This window comes from Flavobacterium sp. 38 (genome assembly GCF_057799715.1).
In genome coordinates this window covers 370,541-388,934 of record NZ_JBYNWZ010000004.1, presented here as the reverse complement: position 1 = coordinate 388,934, position 18,394 = coordinate 370,541, and the positions used below count along the sequence as shown (strand labels likewise).

17 protein-coding genes and 1 tRNA gene are annotated in these 18,394 nt (G+C 33.8%); 10 read left to right on the top strand and 8 right to left on the bottom strand.

From position 1 onward, the window contains the following. Positions 1-102: 102 nt before the first annotated feature. The 4 genes from AC3E9W_RS13030 to AC3E9W_RS13015 all read right to left on the bottom strand — a co-directional run bounded on the left by AC3E9W_RS13030 (position 103) and on the right by AC3E9W_RS13015 (position 3,573). A complete protein-coding gene (locus AC3E9W_RS13030) occupies positions 103-981 on the bottom strand; it encodes a cation diffusion facilitator family transporter (protein WP_306159088.1) in 879 nt (292 codons plus the stop codon). Between the two features lie 148 nt (positions 982-1,129). Further along, positions 1,130-2,443 (bottom strand): UDP-N-acetylglucosamine 1-carboxyvinyltransferase, encoded by a 1,314-nt coding sequence (murA, locus tag AC3E9W_RS13025; protein WP_091497287.1) that lies wholly within the window; start codon positions 2,441-2,443, stop codon positions 1,130-1,132. Between the two features lie 103 nt (positions 2,444-2,546). Then, on the bottom strand, positions 2,547-3,272 hold the full coding sequence (locus tag AC3E9W_RS13020; protein WP_306159091.1) for a DUF4290 domain-containing protein: 726 nt from the start codon (positions 3,270-3,272) through the stop codon (positions 2,547-2,549). A gap of 4 nt (positions 3,273-3,276) precedes the next feature. Beyond that, positions 3,277-3,573, bottom strand: a complete 297-nt coding sequence (locus AC3E9W_RS13015; RefSeq protein WP_035649758.1) for a DUF493 family protein — start codon at positions 3,571-3,573, stop codon at positions 3,277-3,279. A 372-nt stretch (positions 3,574-3,945) separates the two neighbouring features. On the opposite strand from AC3E9W_RS13015, the gene AC3E9W_RS13010 reads away from it, so the two are divergent. The 7 genes from AC3E9W_RS13010 (at position 3,946) to AC3E9W_RS12980 (ending at position 10,400) form a co-directional block, all read left to right on the top strand. After that, entirely contained in the window at positions 3,946-4,854 is a 909-nt protein-coding gene (locus AC3E9W_RS13010; RefSeq protein ID WP_488768695.1) for an alpha/beta hydrolase family protein, read from the top strand. 14 nt (positions 4,855-4,868) lie between these two features. Continuing rightward, positions 4,869-5,483 carry a hypothetical protein gene (locus AC3E9W_RS13005; protein ID WP_488768694.1) on the top strand — a complete coding sequence of 205 codons (615 nt, stop codon included), beginning with the start codon at positions 4,869-4,871 and terminating at the stop codon, positions 5,481-5,483. A 332-nt stretch (positions 5,484-5,815) separates the two neighbouring features. Next, positions 5,816-6,349 carry an AAA family ATPase gene (locus AC3E9W_RS13000; protein WP_488768692.1) on the top strand — a complete coding sequence of 178 codons (534 nt, stop codon included), beginning with the start codon at positions 5,816-5,818 and terminating at the stop codon, positions 6,347-6,349. A gap of 66 nt (positions 6,350-6,415) precedes the next feature. Further along, entirely contained in the window at positions 6,416-8,311 is a 1,896-nt protein-coding gene (locus tag AC3E9W_RS12995) for a RecQ family ATP-dependent DNA helicase (protein WP_488768691.1), read from the top strand. Then, complete coding sequence (fmt, locus tag AC3E9W_RS12990) at positions 8,311-9,258, top strand: methionyl-tRNA formyltransferase (protein ID WP_488768690.1); 948 nt, start codon at positions 8,311-8,313, stop codon at positions 9,256-9,258. The genes AC3E9W_RS12995 and fmt overlap by 1 nt, the downstream gene beginning before the upstream one ends. Positions 9,259-9,438: 180 nt before the next feature. Continuing rightward, positions 9,439-9,711 carry an HU family DNA-binding protein gene (locus AC3E9W_RS12985; protein WP_008464760.1) on the top strand — a complete coding sequence of 91 codons (273 nt, stop codon included), beginning with the start codon at positions 9,439-9,441 and terminating at the stop codon, positions 9,709-9,711. Positions 9,712-9,839: 128 nt separating this feature from the next. Continuing rightward, positions 9,840-10,400, top strand: a complete 561-nt coding sequence (locus tag AC3E9W_RS12980; RefSeq protein ID WP_008464759.1) for a YqgE/AlgH family protein — start codon at positions 9,840-9,842, stop codon at positions 10,398-10,400. Here AC3E9W_RS12980 and AC3E9W_RS12975 read toward each other — a convergent pair. Together AC3E9W_RS12975 and AC3E9W_RS12970 are read right to left on the bottom strand one after the other, a co-directional pair. Continuing rightward, positions 10,397-11,233, bottom strand: a complete 837-nt coding sequence (locus AC3E9W_RS12975) for an aminotransferase class IV (protein WP_488768689.1) — start codon at positions 11,231-11,233, stop codon at positions 10,397-10,399. The genes AC3E9W_RS12980 and AC3E9W_RS12975 overlap by 4 nt on opposite strands. A gap of 54 nt (positions 11,234-11,287) precedes the next feature. Continuing rightward, positions 11,288-11,680, bottom strand: a complete 393-nt coding sequence (locus AC3E9W_RS12970; RefSeq protein WP_125722604.1) for an START-like domain-containing protein — start codon at positions 11,678-11,680, stop codon at positions 11,288-11,290. 150 nt (positions 11,681-11,830) lie between these two features. Between AC3E9W_RS12970 and AC3E9W_RS12965 the strand changes: the two genes are divergently transcribed. From AC3E9W_RS12965 to AC3E9W_RS12955, 3 genes are all read left to right on the top strand, one after another. Then, positions 11,831-11,904: transfer RNA gene (locus AC3E9W_RS12965), tRNA-Met, on the top strand. A gap of 60 nt (positions 11,905-11,964) precedes the next feature. Next, positions 11,965-12,219 carry a GIY-YIG nuclease family protein gene (locus AC3E9W_RS12960; RefSeq protein ID WP_488768688.1) on the top strand — a complete coding sequence of 85 codons (255 nt, stop codon included), beginning with the start codon at positions 11,965-11,967 and terminating at the stop codon, positions 12,217-12,219. Positions 12,220-12,507: 288 nt separating this feature from the next. Beyond that, positions 12,508-12,921, top strand: a complete 414-nt coding sequence (locus AC3E9W_RS12955) for a hypothetical protein (RefSeq protein ID WP_488768687.1) — start codon at positions 12,508-12,510, stop codon at positions 12,919-12,921. Between the two features lie 300 nt (positions 12,922-13,221). Here AC3E9W_RS12955 and AC3E9W_RS12950 read toward each other — a convergent pair whose 3' ends face one another. Continuing rightward, positions 13,222-14,724, bottom strand: a complete 1,503-nt coding sequence (locus AC3E9W_RS12950; RefSeq protein WP_488768685.1) for a SusD/RagB family nutrient-binding outer membrane lipoprotein — start codon at positions 14,722-14,724, stop codon at positions 13,222-13,224. 12 nt (positions 14,725-14,736) lie between these two features. After that, positions 14,737-17,943 carry a SusC/RagA family TonB-linked outer membrane protein gene (locus tag AC3E9W_RS12945; protein ID WP_488768683.1) on the bottom strand — a complete coding sequence of 1,069 codons (3,207 nt, stop codon included), beginning with the start codon at positions 17,941-17,943 and terminating at the stop codon, positions 14,737-14,739. Positions 17,944-18,394 lie beyond the last annotated feature (451 nt).

Sequence of the window (18,394 nt, the reverse complement as noted above, 5' to 3'; positions counted from 1 at the left end):
TCTTTGAGACCTTTGTCAAAGTTTTAAACTTTGACAAAGGTTACTTAGAGACTAAAACCTTTGTAACTTTGCAACTTTGTAACTTTGTGACTTTGAACCTTTTCAGCAATGATAATCATCTGGCTCGATATGAATCAAAACATTTCCCAATTGAGGAATTTCTTCTTTTAAGGTATCTTGAAGTTTATGCGATAAATCGTGGCCTTCTTTTACAGAAATTTTAGCCGAGACAATGGCATGAAGATCCACATGATAACGCATTCCAGCTTTTCTTATATAACATTTTTCAGTTCCTAATATTCCCGTTACAGTTAAAGAAACTACCCGAATTTCTTCTACCAAATCATCATTAAGATTTTCATCCATGATTTCGCCTAGCGCGGGTCTGAAGATTTTATAACTATTGTAAAGAATAAAACAAGCTGCAAAAAGTGCTGCCCAATCATCTGCAGATTCATATCCTTTACCCATAATAAGCGCAAAAGAAATTCCGATAAATGCAGCTACAGAAGTTATTGCGTCACTGCGATGATGCCAAGCATCGGCCGCCAAAGACGAACTATTGGTCTGTTTGCTACGCTTCATTACCACGCGAAAAGAATACTCTTTCCAAATAATAATGGCACCTAAAACATACAAAGTCCAAGATTTAGGTAAATCGTGAGAAGTATTAATGTTTGCGATACTTTCGTAGCCAATGATAGTTGCCGAAGTAATTAAAAATCCAACAACCAAAAAAGTAATTAAAGGTTCTGCGCGACCATGTCCGTATGGATGGTTTTCGTCTGCAGGTTTATTAGAATACTTGATTCCGAACAAAACCAAACAAGACGAAAATATATCCGTCGTCGATTCGATCGCATCGGCAATCAAGGCATAAGAATTGCCAAAAAAACCCGCTAAACCTTTTGTCAAGGCTAAGCAGGTGTTTCCGGCTATACTAAAAATAGTTGCTTTTACAGCTTTTTGTTCGTTTGTCATTTACGACTATATTTTTTTTCGCCACGAATTTCACAAATTACACGAAGATTTACTTTGCGTTTTATTACACTAATTTTTAAATCAAATTCGTATAATTGAAATTCAAAATTAAAAATTAGTGCAATTCGTGTAATTCGTGGCTAACAATTTACGCTCTCACGATTTTTGCTCCAATTGCTCTTAAACGCTCGTCGATACGCTCGTATCCACGGTCGATTTGCTCAATATTTTGGATTGTACTTGTTCCTTTTGCAGAAAGCGCTGCAATCAACAATGAGATTCCCGCACGAATATCTGGAGAAGACATTGTAGTTGCTTTCAATTGAGATTCAAAATTGTGTCCCATAACCACAGCTCTATGCGGGTCACATAACATAATTTTTGCTCCCATATCGATTAATTTATCCACGAAGAATAAACGGCTTTCGAACATTTTTTGGTGAATCAACACATCTCCTTTTGCTTGTGTTGCCACAACTAAAACGATACTTAATAAGTCAGGCGTAAATCCTGGCCACGGTGCGTCTGCAATAGTTAAGATAGAACCGTCGATATCCGTTTTCACTTCATATCCGTCTTTGTGAGCCGGAATATAAATATCGTCGTTACGTTTTTCGATTGTAATACCTAATTTTCTGAAAGTATTCGGAATCAATCCTAAATTTTCCCAGCTAACATTTTTGATTGTGATTTCGCTTTTTGTCATAGCCGCAAGACCAATCCAAGAACCGATTTCGATCATATCTGGAAGAATTCTGTGCTCGCATCCGCCAAGGCTTTCAACTCCTTCAATAGTCAATAAGTTCGAACCAACTCCAGTGATTTTTGCTCCCATAGAGTTTAACATTTTACATAACTGCTGTAAGTAAGGCTCACAAGCAGCATTGTAAACTGTAGTTTTTCCTTTTGCTAAAACAGCAGCCATTACAATGTTTGCAGTTCCAGTTACAGAAGCCTCGTCAAGAAGCATATCTGTTCCTTGAAGTCCTTCTTCTGGAGATTCTACTCCGTAGAAATGATCTTCTCTGTTATATCTAAATTTTGCTCCAAGGTTAATAAAACCTTCAAAGTGCGTATCTAATCTACGACGTCCGATTTTGTCTCCTCCTGGTTTTGGAATATATCCTTTTCCGAAACGAGCCAAAAGCGGACCAACAATCATAATAGAACCACGAAGCGCTCCACCTTCTTTTTTGAAAGCTTCAGTTTCTAAATAGCCAACATTAACTTCGTCAGCTTGAAATGTAATAGAACCTGGTTCATTACGTTGAATTTTCACCCCTAAATTACCCAACAAAGTGATTAATTTATTGATGTCTATAATATCAGGAATGTTATTAATTTTTACTTTCTCTCCTGTTAGAAGCACGGCACATAAAATTTGTAACGCCTCATTTTTTGCTCCTTGCGGAGTGATTTCTCCTTTTAAAGGAGTTCCTCCTTCGATTTTAAAAATTCCCATAGATCTTGTTTAGGTTCTGAGTTACTGAGGTTCTAAGGTTCTAAGTTTTTTCTTTTTGCAAAAAAAGCTTAGCGTCTTAGTAGCTTAGACACTTAGCAGCTTTTTATTTCTGATTATTGTTTTTTTGAAATGTCTTTTTCTGACCTCCCTTATTGTTATTGTTTTTGTTATTCTGAATTTTTGGCTGTGCGCCAGAAGCTGTTTTGTTAGACATGCGTTTGTTTGTACGCATTAAATCTGTCGTATTTAAAAGTTCTTCTGTGCTGTGCAGTAAATTGATTTTGCCACCAGACAATTCATATAAATGCTCAAAAATCACATCGTCTTTTACGGTGTCTTTGTTCCAGCTTAAGAACGATTTTTTCATGTGATTGGCAATGACCATTATCAGCGCATTTTTCATCTCGCCTTCTTCCCATTTATTCGCAACATCAATCATATATTTGATGTTGTTGCCGTAAAATCTGTATTTCGGGAAATTCTGCGGATACTGCAAAACGTCTGGTTTTAACTCTAAAACCTCTTTAGACGGAATCGGATATGGCGATTCTACATTCAATTTGAAATCAGACATGATAAAAAGCTGATCCCAAAGTTTATGCTGAAAATCTGGAACATCTCGCAAATGCGGATTCAGACTTCCCATAACTTGAATGATATATTTTGCAGCTTTGTTACGCGTTTCATCATCTTCAATAGCAGTGGCCTGGTCAATCAGTTTTTGCAAATGACGACCGTATTCTGGAATAATTAAACGCTGTCTTTCAGAATTGTATTCTAAATTGTAGACAACATCGCTTGCGGCTTCTCTTTTATATTTTTCGATCATAAGTTTATAATGAAACTATACCTTCTATTGTAGAAACTTCTTTGTATTTACTGATTACATCATCTGAGCTGTGCATCGTAACATCTACAGAAACACTGGTAAATTTACCTGTTTTTGATTTTGTTGTTTTAATAACTGCTCCCATTCTGTCAAAAGCTTTTTCGACACGCTCCACATTGTCTGCTACAGAAGGCACAATAAATTTGTACAAGTATTCTGCTGGCCAAGTATTTGCGTTATCTAGCTCTAATTTTAATCTTTCGTAAAATTCGGCTGTATTTTTTTCTTTATCGTTCTCCATTCGTAATTAAAAATAAACGCAAATATACGGTTTTGATTTCAGATTTTTTAGATTTTTTATTTTGAAAAAAGGTGCAAAGTTACAAAGTGACAAAGGTGCATAGAAAAAAGCTTTGGAAGATTATTTCTTTGTAAATTTTCATATTATATTTGAAAAAACAATACTTCAAATATTTCTCGCAAAATCATCTAGAAGCAAATATTACATCGTACTGTTTGTCATTTCGACGAAGGAGAAATCTCCACAAGTAACTCCTCACTGAATTTAACCAATCTTTGTCGAGCTCCTCGCGAAGATTTCTCCTTCGTCGAAATGACAATATTGCGAAAAACTCTGCGCCTTCGCGACTTTGCGAGATTAAAACCATTTACAATGAAAAAACTTTTTTTACTTTTTATCGTTCTTGCAATAAATTCAATTCAGTCACAAGAAATTAAAACCCTTACTTACTTCCAAAACGATACTTTAAAACTAGATTTAGATTTATATCTGCCAAAAGTAAAAGCTGGCGAAAAAATTCCGTTGATTTTATTTGCTTTCGGTGGTGGTTTTTCTGGTGGAGAACGTACAAGCGAAAAAGATTTCGGAAAATTTATGGCGCAGAATGGCTATGCTGTTGCAAGCATTTCATACAGTTTATACATGAAAGGAAAAGATTTTGGCTGTAAAGGAACTTTAACCGAAAAAATAAAAGCGATCCAAATCGGCGTGAGCGATATGTGGCAAGCAACTGGATTTTTAGTTGAAAATGCTAATAAGTACAATTTGGATACTTCTAAAATATTCATTTCTGGAATTAGTGCTGGTGCCGAAATTGGTTTCCACGCTTCTTTCTGGGATTATAAACTGATGAATTTATACAAAAGCAATCTGCCAGAAAACTTCAAATACAAAGGTTTTATTGGAGGTTCGGGAGCGATTCAGGATATTAATTTGATTACGAAAGAAAAAGCGATTCCGATGTTGTTGGCGCACGGAAGCAATGACGACACGGTTCCGTACGCTGCGGGTTCGCATCGCTCCTGCCCGACTAACGCTTCTGGCTGGTTGATTCTTTTTGGCTCTTATGCCGTTTATAACCAAATGAATGATTTACATAAAGACATTGAACTGATTACTTTCTGTGGCGGCGGACATGAATTTTCGGGTTATCTTTTTCATGACGGAAAACAATATGTTTTAGATTTTGTAAATGATGTTTTGAAAGGAAAAAAGTTTCAGTCGCATTTGATTGTTCCTTCTAATAAAAAAGATCCTGCGAAATATTTGTTTTGTGAGTAATATTTCAAATAAAAATGATAAAAATTGATTATAAAAGTTTTGAAATTGAAGTTATTGACGATAAAAATTTCAAATTTGATTCATTGGGCAATTTATATCAATATCAAAAAGTCTATTTTGAAGAAAATGAATTTCGTCCAAGCAGTAAACACGCTATTATAATTAAAGAATACGGAATCGAAATTTCAAGCGTATTAATATGCGAAACTAATGGCGCAACAGGAATATCTGAAAACTCCTTTATTATAGAAAACGATAAAATATGGATTATTGTTTCCAATAAAATTTACTGTTTAGAAATCCCTTCATTGGATATAATTTGGCAGAAAGAATTTGATCAATTTACCAATTTTTGCATCTACAAACTAGAAGAAGATTTTGTAATTCATGGAGAATTAGAAATATTCCGAATAACAAAAGATGGAGAAATCCTTTGGAGTTTTGGAGGAAGAGATATTTGGTTAAATCCTGAAGGCAAAAACGAGTTTTCTATCCAAAACAATATTATCAAGCTATTTGATTTTGAATCTAACGAATATGTCATTGATTTTAATGGGAATTTATTGAAAGACAATCCGAGATTAATCACAAAAAGACTCAAAAAGAAATGGTGGCAAATTTTTCGTTAAAGCTGAAAATTTGGATTTCCTGCAAGGTTTTCAAAACCTTGTAGGTATAATTTTTAAACGTTTATTAATCTACAAAAACACCTACAAGGTTTTGAAAACCTTGCAGGAGCTGTACAGAGAAGCAAAAAAAATATTTCCAAAAACAAAACCATTTCTCCTCTTTAGCCCTGATGGGAGTGGAAATCCTTTTGCTTTTTCCTTTAAAAAGCAAAAGATTGTAGCGGACAGCAGGAACCCATGTCTCCAAAAAATGCGAAATCATTCGCTCAAAGCAAATATTATTTTTTAATTACAAATAAGTTTAGGTAAATTTGCGCTTTATTTTTAGAATAGTGCAAAAAGAAATTATTGTCTTGCTTGGCGGACCTGGTACTGGAAAATCGACTCTTATTAACGAATTGGTAGCTCGTGGCTTTTGCTGCTATCCTGAAATCTCTAGACAGGTTACCATGAAAGCGCAAGAACAAGGCATTGAGCAGCTGTTTCTGGAACAGCCTCTTTTGTTTAGCGAAATGTTGTTGGAAGGTCGTATTGAACAATACAAAAATGCTCTTGAAGAACCTGCTAATGTAGTTTTTATCGACCGTGGAATTCCTGATGTTGTAGCTTATATGGATTATATTGGCGATGAATATCCTGAGCATTTTACGAAAGCTTGCGAAGATTTCAAATATTCTAAAACCTTTATTTTACCGCCTTGGGAAGAAATTTACCAAAGTGATGCTGAGCGTTATGAAAATTTTGATCAGGCAGTAAAAATTCAGGAGCATCTTGTTGAGACTTATAAAAAATATGGTTACGAACTGATTGAGGTTCCAAAAGATACAGTTGAAAACAGAATTCTTTATATCTTAGACAAAATTTAGTAGCATGGTTTAAAGTTGCAAAACTAGAAACTGTTTTTCTAAATTTTTAACTTTAAAACAAACGCAATGCTCGGAGCGCAGGATATTCTTCTAAAATACTGGAAACACGACAGTTTTAGACCGTTGCAAAAAGAAATTATCGATTCTGTTCTGGATGGGCAGGATACTTTTGCCGTACTTCCTACGGGTGGCGGAAAATCGATTTGCTTTCAGGTCCCCGCGATGATGCAAGAAGGCATTTGTTTAGTCATTTCTCCTTTAATTGCTCTGATGAAAGATCAGGTGATGAATCTTCAGAAAAGAGATATCAAAGCCATTGCTCTTACTGGAGGAATTCATACCGAAGAAATTATCGATTTATTGGACAACTGCCAGTACGGAAATTACAAATTCTTATATCTCTCTCCAGAACGATTACAGTCTGACTGGATTTTAGAGCGTATCAAAAACTTACCCATCAATTTAATTGCTGTCGACGAAGCACACTGCGTTTCGCAATGGGGTCACGATTTTAGACCTGCGTATCTCAAAATTTCGGAACTGAAAAAGTTTTTTCCAAAAATTCCGTTTTTGGCTTTAACGGCAACGGCAACTCCGAGAGTTATTGAAGATATTAGAACGCAGTTGGAATTAAAAAATCCGAATCACTTTCAGCAGTCGTTTGAGCGAAAAAATATTGCTTACATGGTTTTTGAAGTGGAGGATAAACTGTATCGTGTGGAGCAAATCTTGAAAAAAAACCCACAGCCTTCTATACTATATGTACGAAATCGAAAAGCGTGTTTGAACATGTCTTCGCAATTACAATCGTTAGGTTTTACATCAACCTATTATCATGGCGGACTTTCGACCAAAGAAAAAGACAAAAATATGCAGCTCTGGATGTCCGAACAGACACAAGTTATTGTCGCTACGAATGCCTTCGGAATGGGAATTGACAAAGACAATGTAAAAACGGTTATTCATACACAGCTTCCAGAAAATTTAGAAAATTATTATCAGGAATCTGGACGAGCGGGACGAAATGGCGCCAAAGCGTTTTCGGTGTTACTTTATAATAATTCAGATGCAATTCAGACAGAACAGCAATTTTTGAATATTCTTCCCGATAAGAAGTTTCTAAAAACAATGTATGTTAAGCTGTGCAATTACTTTCAAATTGCTTATGGAGAAGGTATGGATGAAACTTTTTCATTTAAATTGAATCACTTTTGCAATAAATACGACTTTCCGACTTTGAAAACATACAATGCTTTGCAGTTTTTGAATCAGCAGGGAATCATTACCATGTCTCAGGAATTCTCAGAAAAAATCAGCGTTCAATTTTTGATAGAATCGAAAGAAGTGATTCGATACATGAGCCTGAATCCGAACGACGAAGAAATTTTGCTGGCTATTTTGAGAACTTATCCTGGTATTTATGATGTAAAAGCCAATCTTAATTTAGCTTTGCTTGCAAAAAAATCAAATCGTACAGAAGAACAAATTATTGCTCTTTTGGAAAAACTGAAAGAAAAAGAAATTATAGAATACAAGTCTAAAAATAACGACTCCACTATATTATTTAATGAAATTCGTGAAGATGATCTTACTATAAATAGGGTTTCGAAATATTTAGAAAAACAAAATGAAGTTAAAAAAGAACAGCTTTTATCTGTTTTACATTATATAAAAGACAACAAAACCTGCAAAAACAGATTGGTTTTGGATTATTTTGGAGAAGAGACAAAAGAAAACTGCGGCATTTGTTCGTACTGCATTACTCTAAAAGGAAAAATTACCGAAGCCGATTCGATTGCAGATAAGATTTTATCTTTACTCAAAACCGCTTCACTGACTTCGAGAGAAATTGAAAACCAGATAAAAATGGACACCAAAGATATTTTATCGGTTCTTCAGGAATTACTCGAAAACAATCATATCATTATACAAGCGAATAATAAATACACTTTAAAATCATAATGGAGAAATTGAGAATTATATTTATGGGAACGCCAGAATTTGCTGTTGGCATTTTGGACACCATTATTAAAAATAACTACGAAGTTGTCGGCGTAATTACAGCTGCAGACAAACCGGCTGGACGCGGACAAAAAATAAAATATTCGGCAGTAAAAGAATATGCTTTGGCAAACAATCTTACTTTATTACAGCCAACCAATTTAAAAGACGAAGGTTTTTTAGCTGAATTAAAAGCTTTAAATGCCAATTTACAAATTGTTGTTGCTTTTAGAATGTTGCCAAAAGTGGTTTGGGAAATGCCTTCATTAGGAACTTTTAATCTTCATGCTTCATTATTGCCAAATTACCGTGGCGCCGCTCCTATTAACTGGGCTATTATTAATGGAGAAACCAAAACAGGAGTTACTACTTTCTTTATTGATGATAAAATTGATACTGGAGCTATGATTTTAAATTCTGAAATCAATATCGAACCAGAAGAGACTGCAGGGCAACTGCACGATCGATTGATGCATTTAGGAAGCGAAACTGTAATTGAAACTTTGAAGGTTATTGAAAGCGGAAATGTTACTACGACAATTCAGGAAGATAACGACGATATTAAAACGGCTTACAAACTAAATAAAGAAAATTGTAAAATTGACTGGACAAAATCTGGCGCAGAAATCAATAATCTTATTCGAGGTTTAAGTCCGTATCCAGCTTCTTGGTGCTTTTTGAAAGACCAAAATGAAGAATTAAACATCAAAATTTATGAAGCAAAACTGATCTCAGAATCACACTCTTATGAGATTGGAAAGCTAATTAGCAATAAAAAAGAAATCAAGATTGCAATAAAAGACGGCTTTATTCAGTTATTAAGTCTACAATTTCCAGGAAAAAAGAGAATGCTTGCTTCTGAATTATTAAATGGAGTAAGTTTTTCTGACGTTGCAAAAGTGTATTAAGGTCAGTAAAACAAGGGTTTGTACCTGTTTTTTATCGATAAACAACACCGTTTATGAACAAAAAAAGCAAGTTATCAACAATTTTTGCTAAAAATAAAGAAAACACTTGCACGCAACGGATTTCCTACTAAATTTGTGTATTAACAATTTTTTTTAACCAACAATTAATAACTAATTATTATGAACAAATCAGAATTAATCGATGCTATCGCTGCTGATGCAGGAATTACAAAAGCTGCGGCAAAATTAGCTTTAGAGTCTTTTTTAGGTAATGTAGGAACTACTTTGAAAAAAGGTGGAAGAGTTTCATTAGTAGGTTTTGGATCATGGTCAGTTTCTTCTAGAGCTGCTAGAGACGGTAGAAACCCTCAAACAGGAAAAACAATCAAAATCGCAGCTAAAAACGTTGTAAAATTCAAAGCTGGAGCTGAATTAGAAGGTGCAGTGAACTAAGTAAGAAAGTTCTCTAAACTTATAATATAATTAAAACCTTCCTCATGGAAGGTTTTTTTATACGGTTTATCGATTTTTTTTGTGATTTTAATTTTTTTATGATTAAATTTAATAAAAATTGTAACCGTATGATTTCAGAAAAATTAAAAAAAGGACACCTGCTTATTGCCGAGCCTTCAATAATTGGAGATTTATCATTTAACAGATCGGTAATTTTATTAGCAGACCATAACAAAGAAGGATCAATAGGTTTTATTATCAATAAGCCATTAAAATATACTATTAATGACTTAATACCTGAGATTGATGCTAACTTTAAGATATATAACGGAGGCCCTGTAGAACAAGACAACCTTTATTTTATTCACAATATTCCTGAGTTAATCCCAAATAGTGTGGAGATTTCAAATGGAATTTATTGGGGAGGCGATTTTGAGTCCACCAAAGACCTAATAAACAACGGATCTATTAGTAAAAATAACATTCGTTTTTTCTTAGGATACACTGGTTGGGAAGAAAATCAGCTTGAGAATGAGATGCAAGGAAACTCTTGGATTATTGCCGATAATAATTATAAAAATAAAATTATCGGAAAATCTACTACCCATTTTTGGAAAGAGCAGATTATTGAGCTTGGTGGTGATTATCTTATTTGGTCTAATGCACCCGAAAATCCATATCTGAATTAATTTTCAGAAATGGATTCATTTAGTTTCTGCACTAATAAATGCGCCAAATTTGTTGTAAACTCCTTTTTTCGATATTTAGTTATCGGCTGTATTCCCATGATTACATTAGTCAGAAATAATTCGTCAGCTTTTTGAAGGTCAAAAGGCGATATTATTTCTTCTACTACTTCTATGCCTTCAACTTTTTTAGCCATCGCTAAAATTTGCTTACGCATAATTCCGTTTAAAGCACCTTCTGAAACTGGAGGTGTAATAAGCTTTTTGCCCATTACCATAAAAATATTTCCCTGAAGCGCTTCTACAACATTCTTACTGTCGTTTAGCAAAATACAGTTGGCTAGAACATTTTCGTGCGCATAAATACTTCCTGTAATATGAATCATCTTATTAGTCGTTTTAAGAGACGATAATAATTGTTTTGTAACGTAGAAGTCTTTATACAAATCCACTTCGTATTCGCTTAGATTTATGCTGTAAGAAGTGTTTTCAAGCGGAGTTGCTTTAATTAAAAATGAAATATCATTAGTTTGTGGAAGATATAAACCGCCATCATTTCTAAAAACGGTAATTCTTGCTCTTGCCGAAGATTCAATTCCTTGTTCTTTCACCAAATTAAGAATCTGCTCTTCAAAATATTCCATTGTAAAATTCATCGGAATCATCATTCGCACTACTCGCATAGATGCCATTAGTCTAAAATAATGATCCTCAAGAAACAAGATTTTTCCGTTACTAATTTTTACTGTTTCAAAAATACCATCTCCATATAAAAAAGCGCGATTTTGAGTTAAAATAATTTCTTCCTGCGCTATGTTTCCGTTAAAATTAATCATAAAAAAACCCTGAATTTTGTTCAGGGCAAATATACGGTATATTTAAAGACTTTTCTAAACAGATCCAATAAGATGTTTTAGGTCTGATATTTGATTCTCCCACAATTGTTTAGCCTCGCCTATTTCTTCCTTATCAGCAAAATCGACTACCATAAGCGAAACGTCTTTCGTCAGTTCGTCTACTAAAATATGAAGTTCAAAAAAGTACTCAGTATCTTTACTGCTTTCGTCAACCCATTTAAATTTTACTTTTTCGCCAGATTTTTTTGAAGCTAGACGTGCTTTTTCTTGTGAGTCATTCCAGATGAATGTAAAAAACTCACCTCTTGAATTAACATTGTCAGCAAACCATTCTTGTAAACCTGACGGCGTTGATATATATTGATACAATAATTGTGGCGAAGAATTGATCGGAAACTCGATTTCGTAACGTATTTTTGAATCCATGTGCTACTTTAATTTTTTTCGAAATATAAGAATATATGTCCAAAAACAAAGCATTTTTAAAAATATTTTTTTTTCTTCATTTTATGCTTGTATGCTTTAATATTATTTATATCTTTGCACCCGCAATCAGGAATTCATGATAGCAGTCCAGGCGAGGTAGCTCAGTTGGTTAGAGCGCAGGATTCATAACCCTGAGGTCACGGGTTCAACTCCCGTCCTCGCTACAAGGTAAAAACACCACTTTTTCTAAAGTGGTGTTTTTTTTTGCTTAAAATCTAATAAATATGGAAGAGTTTGTAGTATACATTTTATATTCTGAAAAATTCAACAAGAACTATACAGGATTCACCTCTAGTCTAATTGAACGCTTTAAATCTCATAATCAGCTTGCAAAAAAAGGATATACTATAAAATTTAGACCATGGACAGTCATTTATGTAGAGTTTTTCAACTCTAAGTCGGAAGCCATGAAAAAAGAAAAATATTTAAAAAGCGGAGTCGGAAGAGAATATATTAAAAACCTTATCTCCTCATTATAAGCAGGATTCTTATCCGCCACGGCGGACACGGGTTCCAACTCCCGTCCTCGCTACTAGAAAAGTAAAACCCTTAAACAGAAATGTTTAAGGTTTTTTTATTTGTATTAACTTTAAAATTCCGATCAAGAACATAAAAACGCAATCAAAATAAAATCTTTAGAAGCTCTTAAAAACACAACTTTACCTTCTTCTTTTTTTAAATTGATTTTCAAATATTAGAAAATCAATATATTTAATCTTTCTTACAAAGTAAAATTTTAAAACAAGAACTATAAAGCTTTAGCATAAATGAAAAAGGTAATCACAATTATAACATTACTCACGATGTTCATCAGTATAGGCTGCAAAGCACAGCAAATGGTTCAAATACCAGCTGATTCTTATAAATTAAAAACCAATGAGCAACAGTTTATCAATAAGCCTTTAAAAGATTTATTGAATGAAATAAAGCCTGAAATAAAATTGGTAATGGGAACAGTAGATTATCCTTCCTATTTTTCTTTCCGTTTCATAACTATAGATGAACTTATAAAAAAACCTTATGACGGAACAACAATTGGATTATTTGTATATGTAGAAGGACCTTTAGATTGGAATTTTGACGAAAGACCGAAAGGAAAGGAATATGAATGGTCTAAAGAAGATATTGAAAAATATGGGAATCTTACCGTGACCCGAATTAAAGTTATTGGCAAAGAGTAATATTTAATTCTCCAAAGAAGATAATATGACGGATATAGGCAAGCTAAGCCGTTTTTCAAGAATGAAATTAATTAGTCCTAACATAGTAAATTATTAAAAAGAATTGTTTTGTAACTTCTGATATACAAATGGAACAAAACACATAACAATTTAAAATAATTAAGGGTGTAGACAAACTACACCCTTAATTTTATCTCCCTTTTTATTGGCACAATCCATACTATATAGGGTACTAATTCAAAATAGTTAAAAATGCTAAAAGGAGAATATGAGATATTTTATACCAGTCAAATTCAGACCTTAATTGATATCCCAAAATAATTTAGTTTTTAATTTATCACCTCCTATTGAAGCTGCAGCTGCGTTGTAATTAGTAGCATTTAAAGTCTGCTCATTAATAGGATATGCCATTCTTGATGGGATTTCTCCTTCTGCCGCAGCATCAGCGTTTGAAGGCGGAGTTAGTGCAGGGAAATTTAATCTTCTAGTAGATGTCCATCCCTCGAATCCTCTATTAAATAAAGCGTACCAAGCCTGTTCTCCAATTTTTTGTTGCCAAGTTCCAGTTGCAGTAGAATAAGCAACCGCTGGCTGCGCTAAATAAGCTGCGATGTCTCCACTTGCAATTCCCCAATCTTCCATTGAAGCAGTTATTGCATTTGTGTAATGCTCACTAGGAGTTCCACCAATAGCAATTCCTCTTTCAGACGCTTCCGCTAATAAAAATTCCACTTCAGCATAATCCAATAAAGTTCCTTTAAAATCTGGCTCTTGGATTTTATCTCCTACGTGAGTAAATCTTCCAAAAGAATTTCTTACTCCAATTACACCTCCAATATATGGCGCTGGATTTCCATCTTCATCTTTTAGATTTTGAGCAAAATAAACTTTTGTTCTAGGATCATTTTTAGCAACCAAAGCATCAACAAATGGTGCTGCTGGTATAAAATCATGTCTTCCAGAAAATACTAAATCTACATAAATAGGATTTGTATTTGGAACGCTTTTTTCAAAAGATATCTTTGCATTATCTGCGTTTGAAGAAAATGCATTAGTTGATGCTGAAATGATAGCGGCATCGGCAATTGAATCTTCCAAACCCGATGCTTTAAGGTTAATCGCTAATTTTATTTTAATACTGTTAGCAAATTTCACCCATTGCTCTAGTTCTCCTTGATAGATAACATCGGCTACATCAAATCCTGGATAAGAGGTGTCAATATTTGCAATATTATTATCAATACGTACGATCAAATCTTTATAAATATCTACCGCTTTATCATATTTAGGCAAATAATTACCTGATCCTTGCAATGATTCAGAATAAGGAATGTCTCCAAAAGTATCTACAAGAATTTGATACGAATAAACAAGCAGAATATCAATCATCGCCAGTTTATTTTTTCTAATATTCGTCTTAGCAACAAACTCAGGATCTGAACTTGAAATTTCTTCTGCTTCAATGATTTTTTTTGCTTGTATTAAATCACTTAACGAACCGTCATTGGTTGTTGTTCCAGAATAAAAAGCATTCCAGTGGTTGTCTGAAATTTTTCTTGTTGTCCATTGATAAACAGATTCATCAATGTAAGTAGTTTCAGTCCATTGCTGATTCACTAATCTAAAAATGTTTTTATTCACATTAGAGTTTACCATTTGTGTTGCGATTCCTTTTTCTGCACTGGTAAACAAAGAAGCCGCAGGTACTATTATCGGATTTTTATCATCAACATTTAAGTCTGTTAAATCACTGCAAGAATTAAACACTGCTAACATACCTAAAAAATAAATTGCTCTTTTCATAATCTCTTTTTATTAAAATTTAAGTGTTAAATTGAATCCTATATCTCTTGTTGTAGGCAATGAACCAACAGAATAACCTCTTGATCTGTTTCCTGATCCTAATCCACTTTCAGGATCAGCATAAGGTAGATTTTTACTGATTATCCATAGATTAGATCCTAATAAACTTAAGGTAGCAGCATTAACAAATGTTCCTTTTAGCATACTTTTAGGAAAATTATACGATATAGAAACTTCTCTTAATTTTACATAAGAAGCATCATAAACGAAAGCTTTAGCAGGCTGTGCTAAATATCCGTAATTGTTAGAGTAAACACCTCCTACAGTTGGCGTTGTATTGGGCGTACCATCTGGAGCAACACCTGGATTTACGATACCATTTTCTCTGATATTTCCAGCCGCAGTTTCTTTATACAAACCAGTAGCAAGACCGTAATACATGTCTAATGAAAATATATCTCCACCTTTTTGGGTGTCAATTAAAAAACTAAAACTTAAATTTTTATACGCTAATTTATTTCTAACACCACCAATCCAATCTGGCGTAATGTTGCCAATAGTATTATCTGAAGTTCCTGATATTAAATATTTACCAGTTGCTGGATCTATAGTTGGCTGACCGTTTGTGTATACAAAATCAGTTCCTTTTATAGCTCCGTATGCTTCACCTGGGGTTGCATTAATACTTACCCCACCTTGAAAAGAAGCAATTTGCAAATTGTCTACTCCTTCTGGTAAAGCCACAACTTTACTTCTGTTGTTAGACCAGTTTACAGTTACATCCCAACTGAAGTTTTCTGTTTTAACAGGAGTTCCTGTAAGCTGAACTTCTAAACCTCTGTTTTCGATATTCCCACCGTTAACCCATGCATTTGTAAATCCTGATCCTGAAGACACTGCTGTAGATACAATTTGGTCTACCGTATTGGTTTTATAATAGGTAACATCTAAACCTAAACGTCTGTTTAGCATACTTGTTTCTAAACCAACTTCAAAAGATTTTGTTCTTTCTGGCTTAAGATTAGCATTTTTATTGGTATTCGGTAAGGTATAAATTGGTTCTCCGTTAAAGTTTGAGCTTCTTGTATATGTATTTACCAAACTTAAAGGGTCTGCATCATTTCCTACTTCAGCATAGTTAAGTCTAAACTTCCCTAAATTTAACCAGTCTGCTTTTGCTACATTAGAAAACAAAAACGATCCTGAAATTGCTGGATATGTATAAGCATTGTTACCGCTTGGCAATGTCGAAGAAACATCTCTTCTTACAGAAGCATCAACAAAATAAGTATCCAAATACCCAACAGAAGCTTGAGCATAAAGACCATCAACTCCCCAAGCTGCTTTATTTTCTACAGGAAATGGAAGTTCATATCTAGAATTTGATAAAGCGTATAATCCTGGAGTAACCAAACCTCCAATTGTAGATGCTAATACATTATCACGTTTATTTCTTCTTGAGTTTACCCCTGCAACTCCATTTAAACTGATATCTTCTCCAATTTTTTTATTGAAGTTTAACATGAAATCGTAATTGATTTCCTGAAAATTAATATCGTATCTCTGATAACCTGATGTTTCACTAACAGGAGACAGTCCAAATCCTGAAGCGATAGACCCCACCGCTCTTCTTTCTTCTTGAAGTTCTTTATAAGTATCTAAAGAGACTCTTCCTAAAGCATTTAACCAAGAAGTAATTTCGTAGTTAAGAGAAGCGTAGCTAAATAAACGTGTTCTGTTATCTGAAGAATAATTTTGATAACGGTTAAAATAAGGATTATCCCAATAAGCAGGCACTTGTCCGCTAGGCGTTGTTGGATTAGCCATATTCCATGAAATATTTTGTCCTCCCGAAGCAAAATAAACATTTTCTAATTCTTTTACGTCAACATTAGTCTGCCACCATTGTCTAAAAGCTCCCATTAAATTGTCGCCATATCCTGTAGAGTTTCTACCTACAGTATTTTGCAGTGTTACTGCAGCATACGCGTTTGCAGTTAATTTATCGGTAATTTTTTGATTAAATCTAGCACTAATCTGATTCTTTTTTAATTCACTATTAGGTAAAATCCCTGTTTGATTCAAATTAACGTAAGACATAGAAAGACTAGATCTCTCAGTCGATTTTTCAATAGATATACTATTTGTCTTTGTCAAAGCAGTATTGAAAAAAGTTATAGGTCCGTTTTTAGAAGCACTCCATGCAGTAGCTTGTCCGTAATTTTTTGAATATGGTGTAAACGAATCCCATTGGTAAACAGGCTGTCCTGTAAAGGCATCTCCATACGAAGCATCATTTGAAGTATCAACTGTTGGGATTGGACTAGTAGGATCTAGGAAAGAAGACCCAATTCCGTAACCTGCACCATATTTATTTTGATATTCTGGAAATGTAGATTTGTCAATTGTTCCAACTGTCAATCCGCTTGAGAAAGTGATACCTAATTTTTTATCATCTCCTTTTTTTCCTTTTTTAGTAGTAACCATTACAACTCCATTTGCAGCTCTCGAACCATATAAAGCTGTTGCAGCTGCACCTTTAAGAATATTAATGCTTTCTATATCTTCCTGATTAATATCTGAAGTATTATTACCATAATCATAACCACCTCTACCTGTTGACTGGCTTGTAGTATTGGTATTAGAGTTATCTACAGGAACTCCATCAATAACCCAAAGAGCTTGGTTATTACCTGTTAGAGATTTGTTACCACGAATAACAACATTTGTAGAACCTCCAAAGTTAGTATTTCTTGAAACCTCAACTCCCGCAGCTTTACCAGACAATAGATTAGCAACATTTTGATTTCCAGCTCCACCTTTAACTAAATCACTTCCTGAAAGTTGCTGAGAAGCATATCCTAAAGACTTTTTCTCTCTCTTAAGCCCCAAAGCTGTTGTTACTACAACACCTTCTAATTCAACTGAATCATCTTTTAAATTTACATTAAGTACCGAAGAGCTCGCAGGTACTTCCTGAGTTTTCATTCCGATATAGCTAAATACCAAAACCTGATCTGAAGATGCACTAATTTTGTATTTTCCATCAAAATCAGTTTGTGTTCCAGTTTGCGTTCCTCGAATCAGGACACTAACTCCGGGCAAAGGCATTCCGGCATTGTCTGAAACAACACCTGAAACTGCTCTTTTTTGCGCAAATGTAATTTGCGAGACAAGTACTAAAAATAGCACTAAGATTCCATTTAATTTTAGTCTCATTATTTGTAATGTTTAATTAATTATAATTATTTTACAATGATAGAATATGACTAAAAAACAGAACCTTGCAGAATTATATATAAATAGCATCTTAGGACATACTTTAACAATACATTAATAAAATCTCTAAATATGCTTTGAAATAATCAATTAATACACAGCTATAAAACTCCTAAATAAAAAAAAACTTTCAACTGGAATATAACCAGATGAAAGTTTTCTCATTCAAATTAAGCTGATTCCTTAAAAAATCATCTTTTGTCTTTCTCATTAATAATTTCTTGCTCTTCAACAATTTCTTCTCTGCGTATTTCTTCATCCTCATCTGGGGACAAATACCAAAACCCTAATTCTCTTTCATCTGCAATCATAATTTCTAAGTTTTTATTAGTTATTAAATTATTACTCCATTTTTACTTTCAATATTATTCTTCAAATATTCTCGGAAGAT

Bases quoted from the DNA above. Each gene is read 5' to 3' on its own strand.
- AC3E9W_RS13030 (WP_306159088.1), bottom strand. From the start codon at position 981: ATGACAAACGAACAAAAAGCTGTAAAAGCAACTATTTTTAGTATAGCC.
- murA (WP_091497287.1), bottom strand. From the start codon at position 2,443: ATGGGAATTTTTAAAATCGAAGGAGGAACTCCTTTAAAAGGAGAAATC.
- AC3E9W_RS13020 (WP_306159091.1), bottom strand. From the start codon at position 3,272: ATGATCGAAAAATATAAAAGAGAAGCCGCAAGCGATGTTGTCTACAAT.
- AC3E9W_RS13015 (WP_035649758.1), bottom strand. From the start codon at position 3,573: ATGGAGAACGATAAAGAAAAAAATACAGCCGAATTTTACGAAAGATTA.
- AC3E9W_RS13010 (WP_488768695.1), top strand. From the start codon at position 3,946: ATGAAAAAACTTTTTTTACTTTTTATCGTTCTTGCAATAAATTCAATT.
- AC3E9W_RS13005 (WP_488768694.1), top strand. From the start codon at position 4,869: ATGATAAAAATTGATTATAAAAGTTTTGAAATTGAAGTTATTGACGAT.
- AC3E9W_RS12995 (WP_488768691.1), top strand. From the start codon at position 6,416: ATGCTCGGAGCGCAGGATATTCTTCTAAAATACTGGAAACACGACAGT.
- fmt (WP_488768690.1), top strand. From the start codon at position 8,311: ATGGAGAAATTGAGAATTATATTTATGGGAACGCCAGAATTTGCTGTT.
- AC3E9W_RS12985 (WP_008464760.1), top strand. From the start codon at position 9,439: ATGAACAAATCAGAATTAATCGATGCTATCGCTGCTGATGCAGGAATT.
- AC3E9W_RS12980 (WP_008464759.1), top strand. From the start codon at position 9,840: ATGATTTCAGAAAAATTAAAAAAAGGACACCTGCTTATTGCCGAGCCT.
- AC3E9W_RS12975 (WP_488768689.1), bottom strand. From the start codon at position 11,233: ATGATTAATTTTAACGGAAACATAGCGCAGGAAGAAATTATTTTAACT.
- AC3E9W_RS12970 (WP_125722604.1), bottom strand. From the start codon at position 11,680: ATGGATTCAAAAATACGTTACGAAATCGAGTTTCCGATCAATTCTTCG.
- AC3E9W_RS12960 (WP_488768688.1), top strand. From the start codon at position 11,965: ATGGAAGAGTTTGTAGTATACATTTTATATTCTGAAAAATTCAACAAG.
- AC3E9W_RS12955 (WP_488768687.1), top strand. From the start codon at position 12,508: ATGAAAAAGGTAATCACAATTATAACATTACTCACGATGTTCATCAGT.
- AC3E9W_RS12950 (WP_488768685.1), bottom strand. From the start codon at position 14,724: ATGAAAAGAGCAATTTATTTTTTAGGTATGTTAGCAGTGTTTAATTCT.
- AC3E9W_RS12945 (WP_488768683.1), bottom strand. From the start codon at position 17,943: ATGAGACTAAAATTAAATGGAATCTTAGTGCTATTTTTAGTACTTGTC.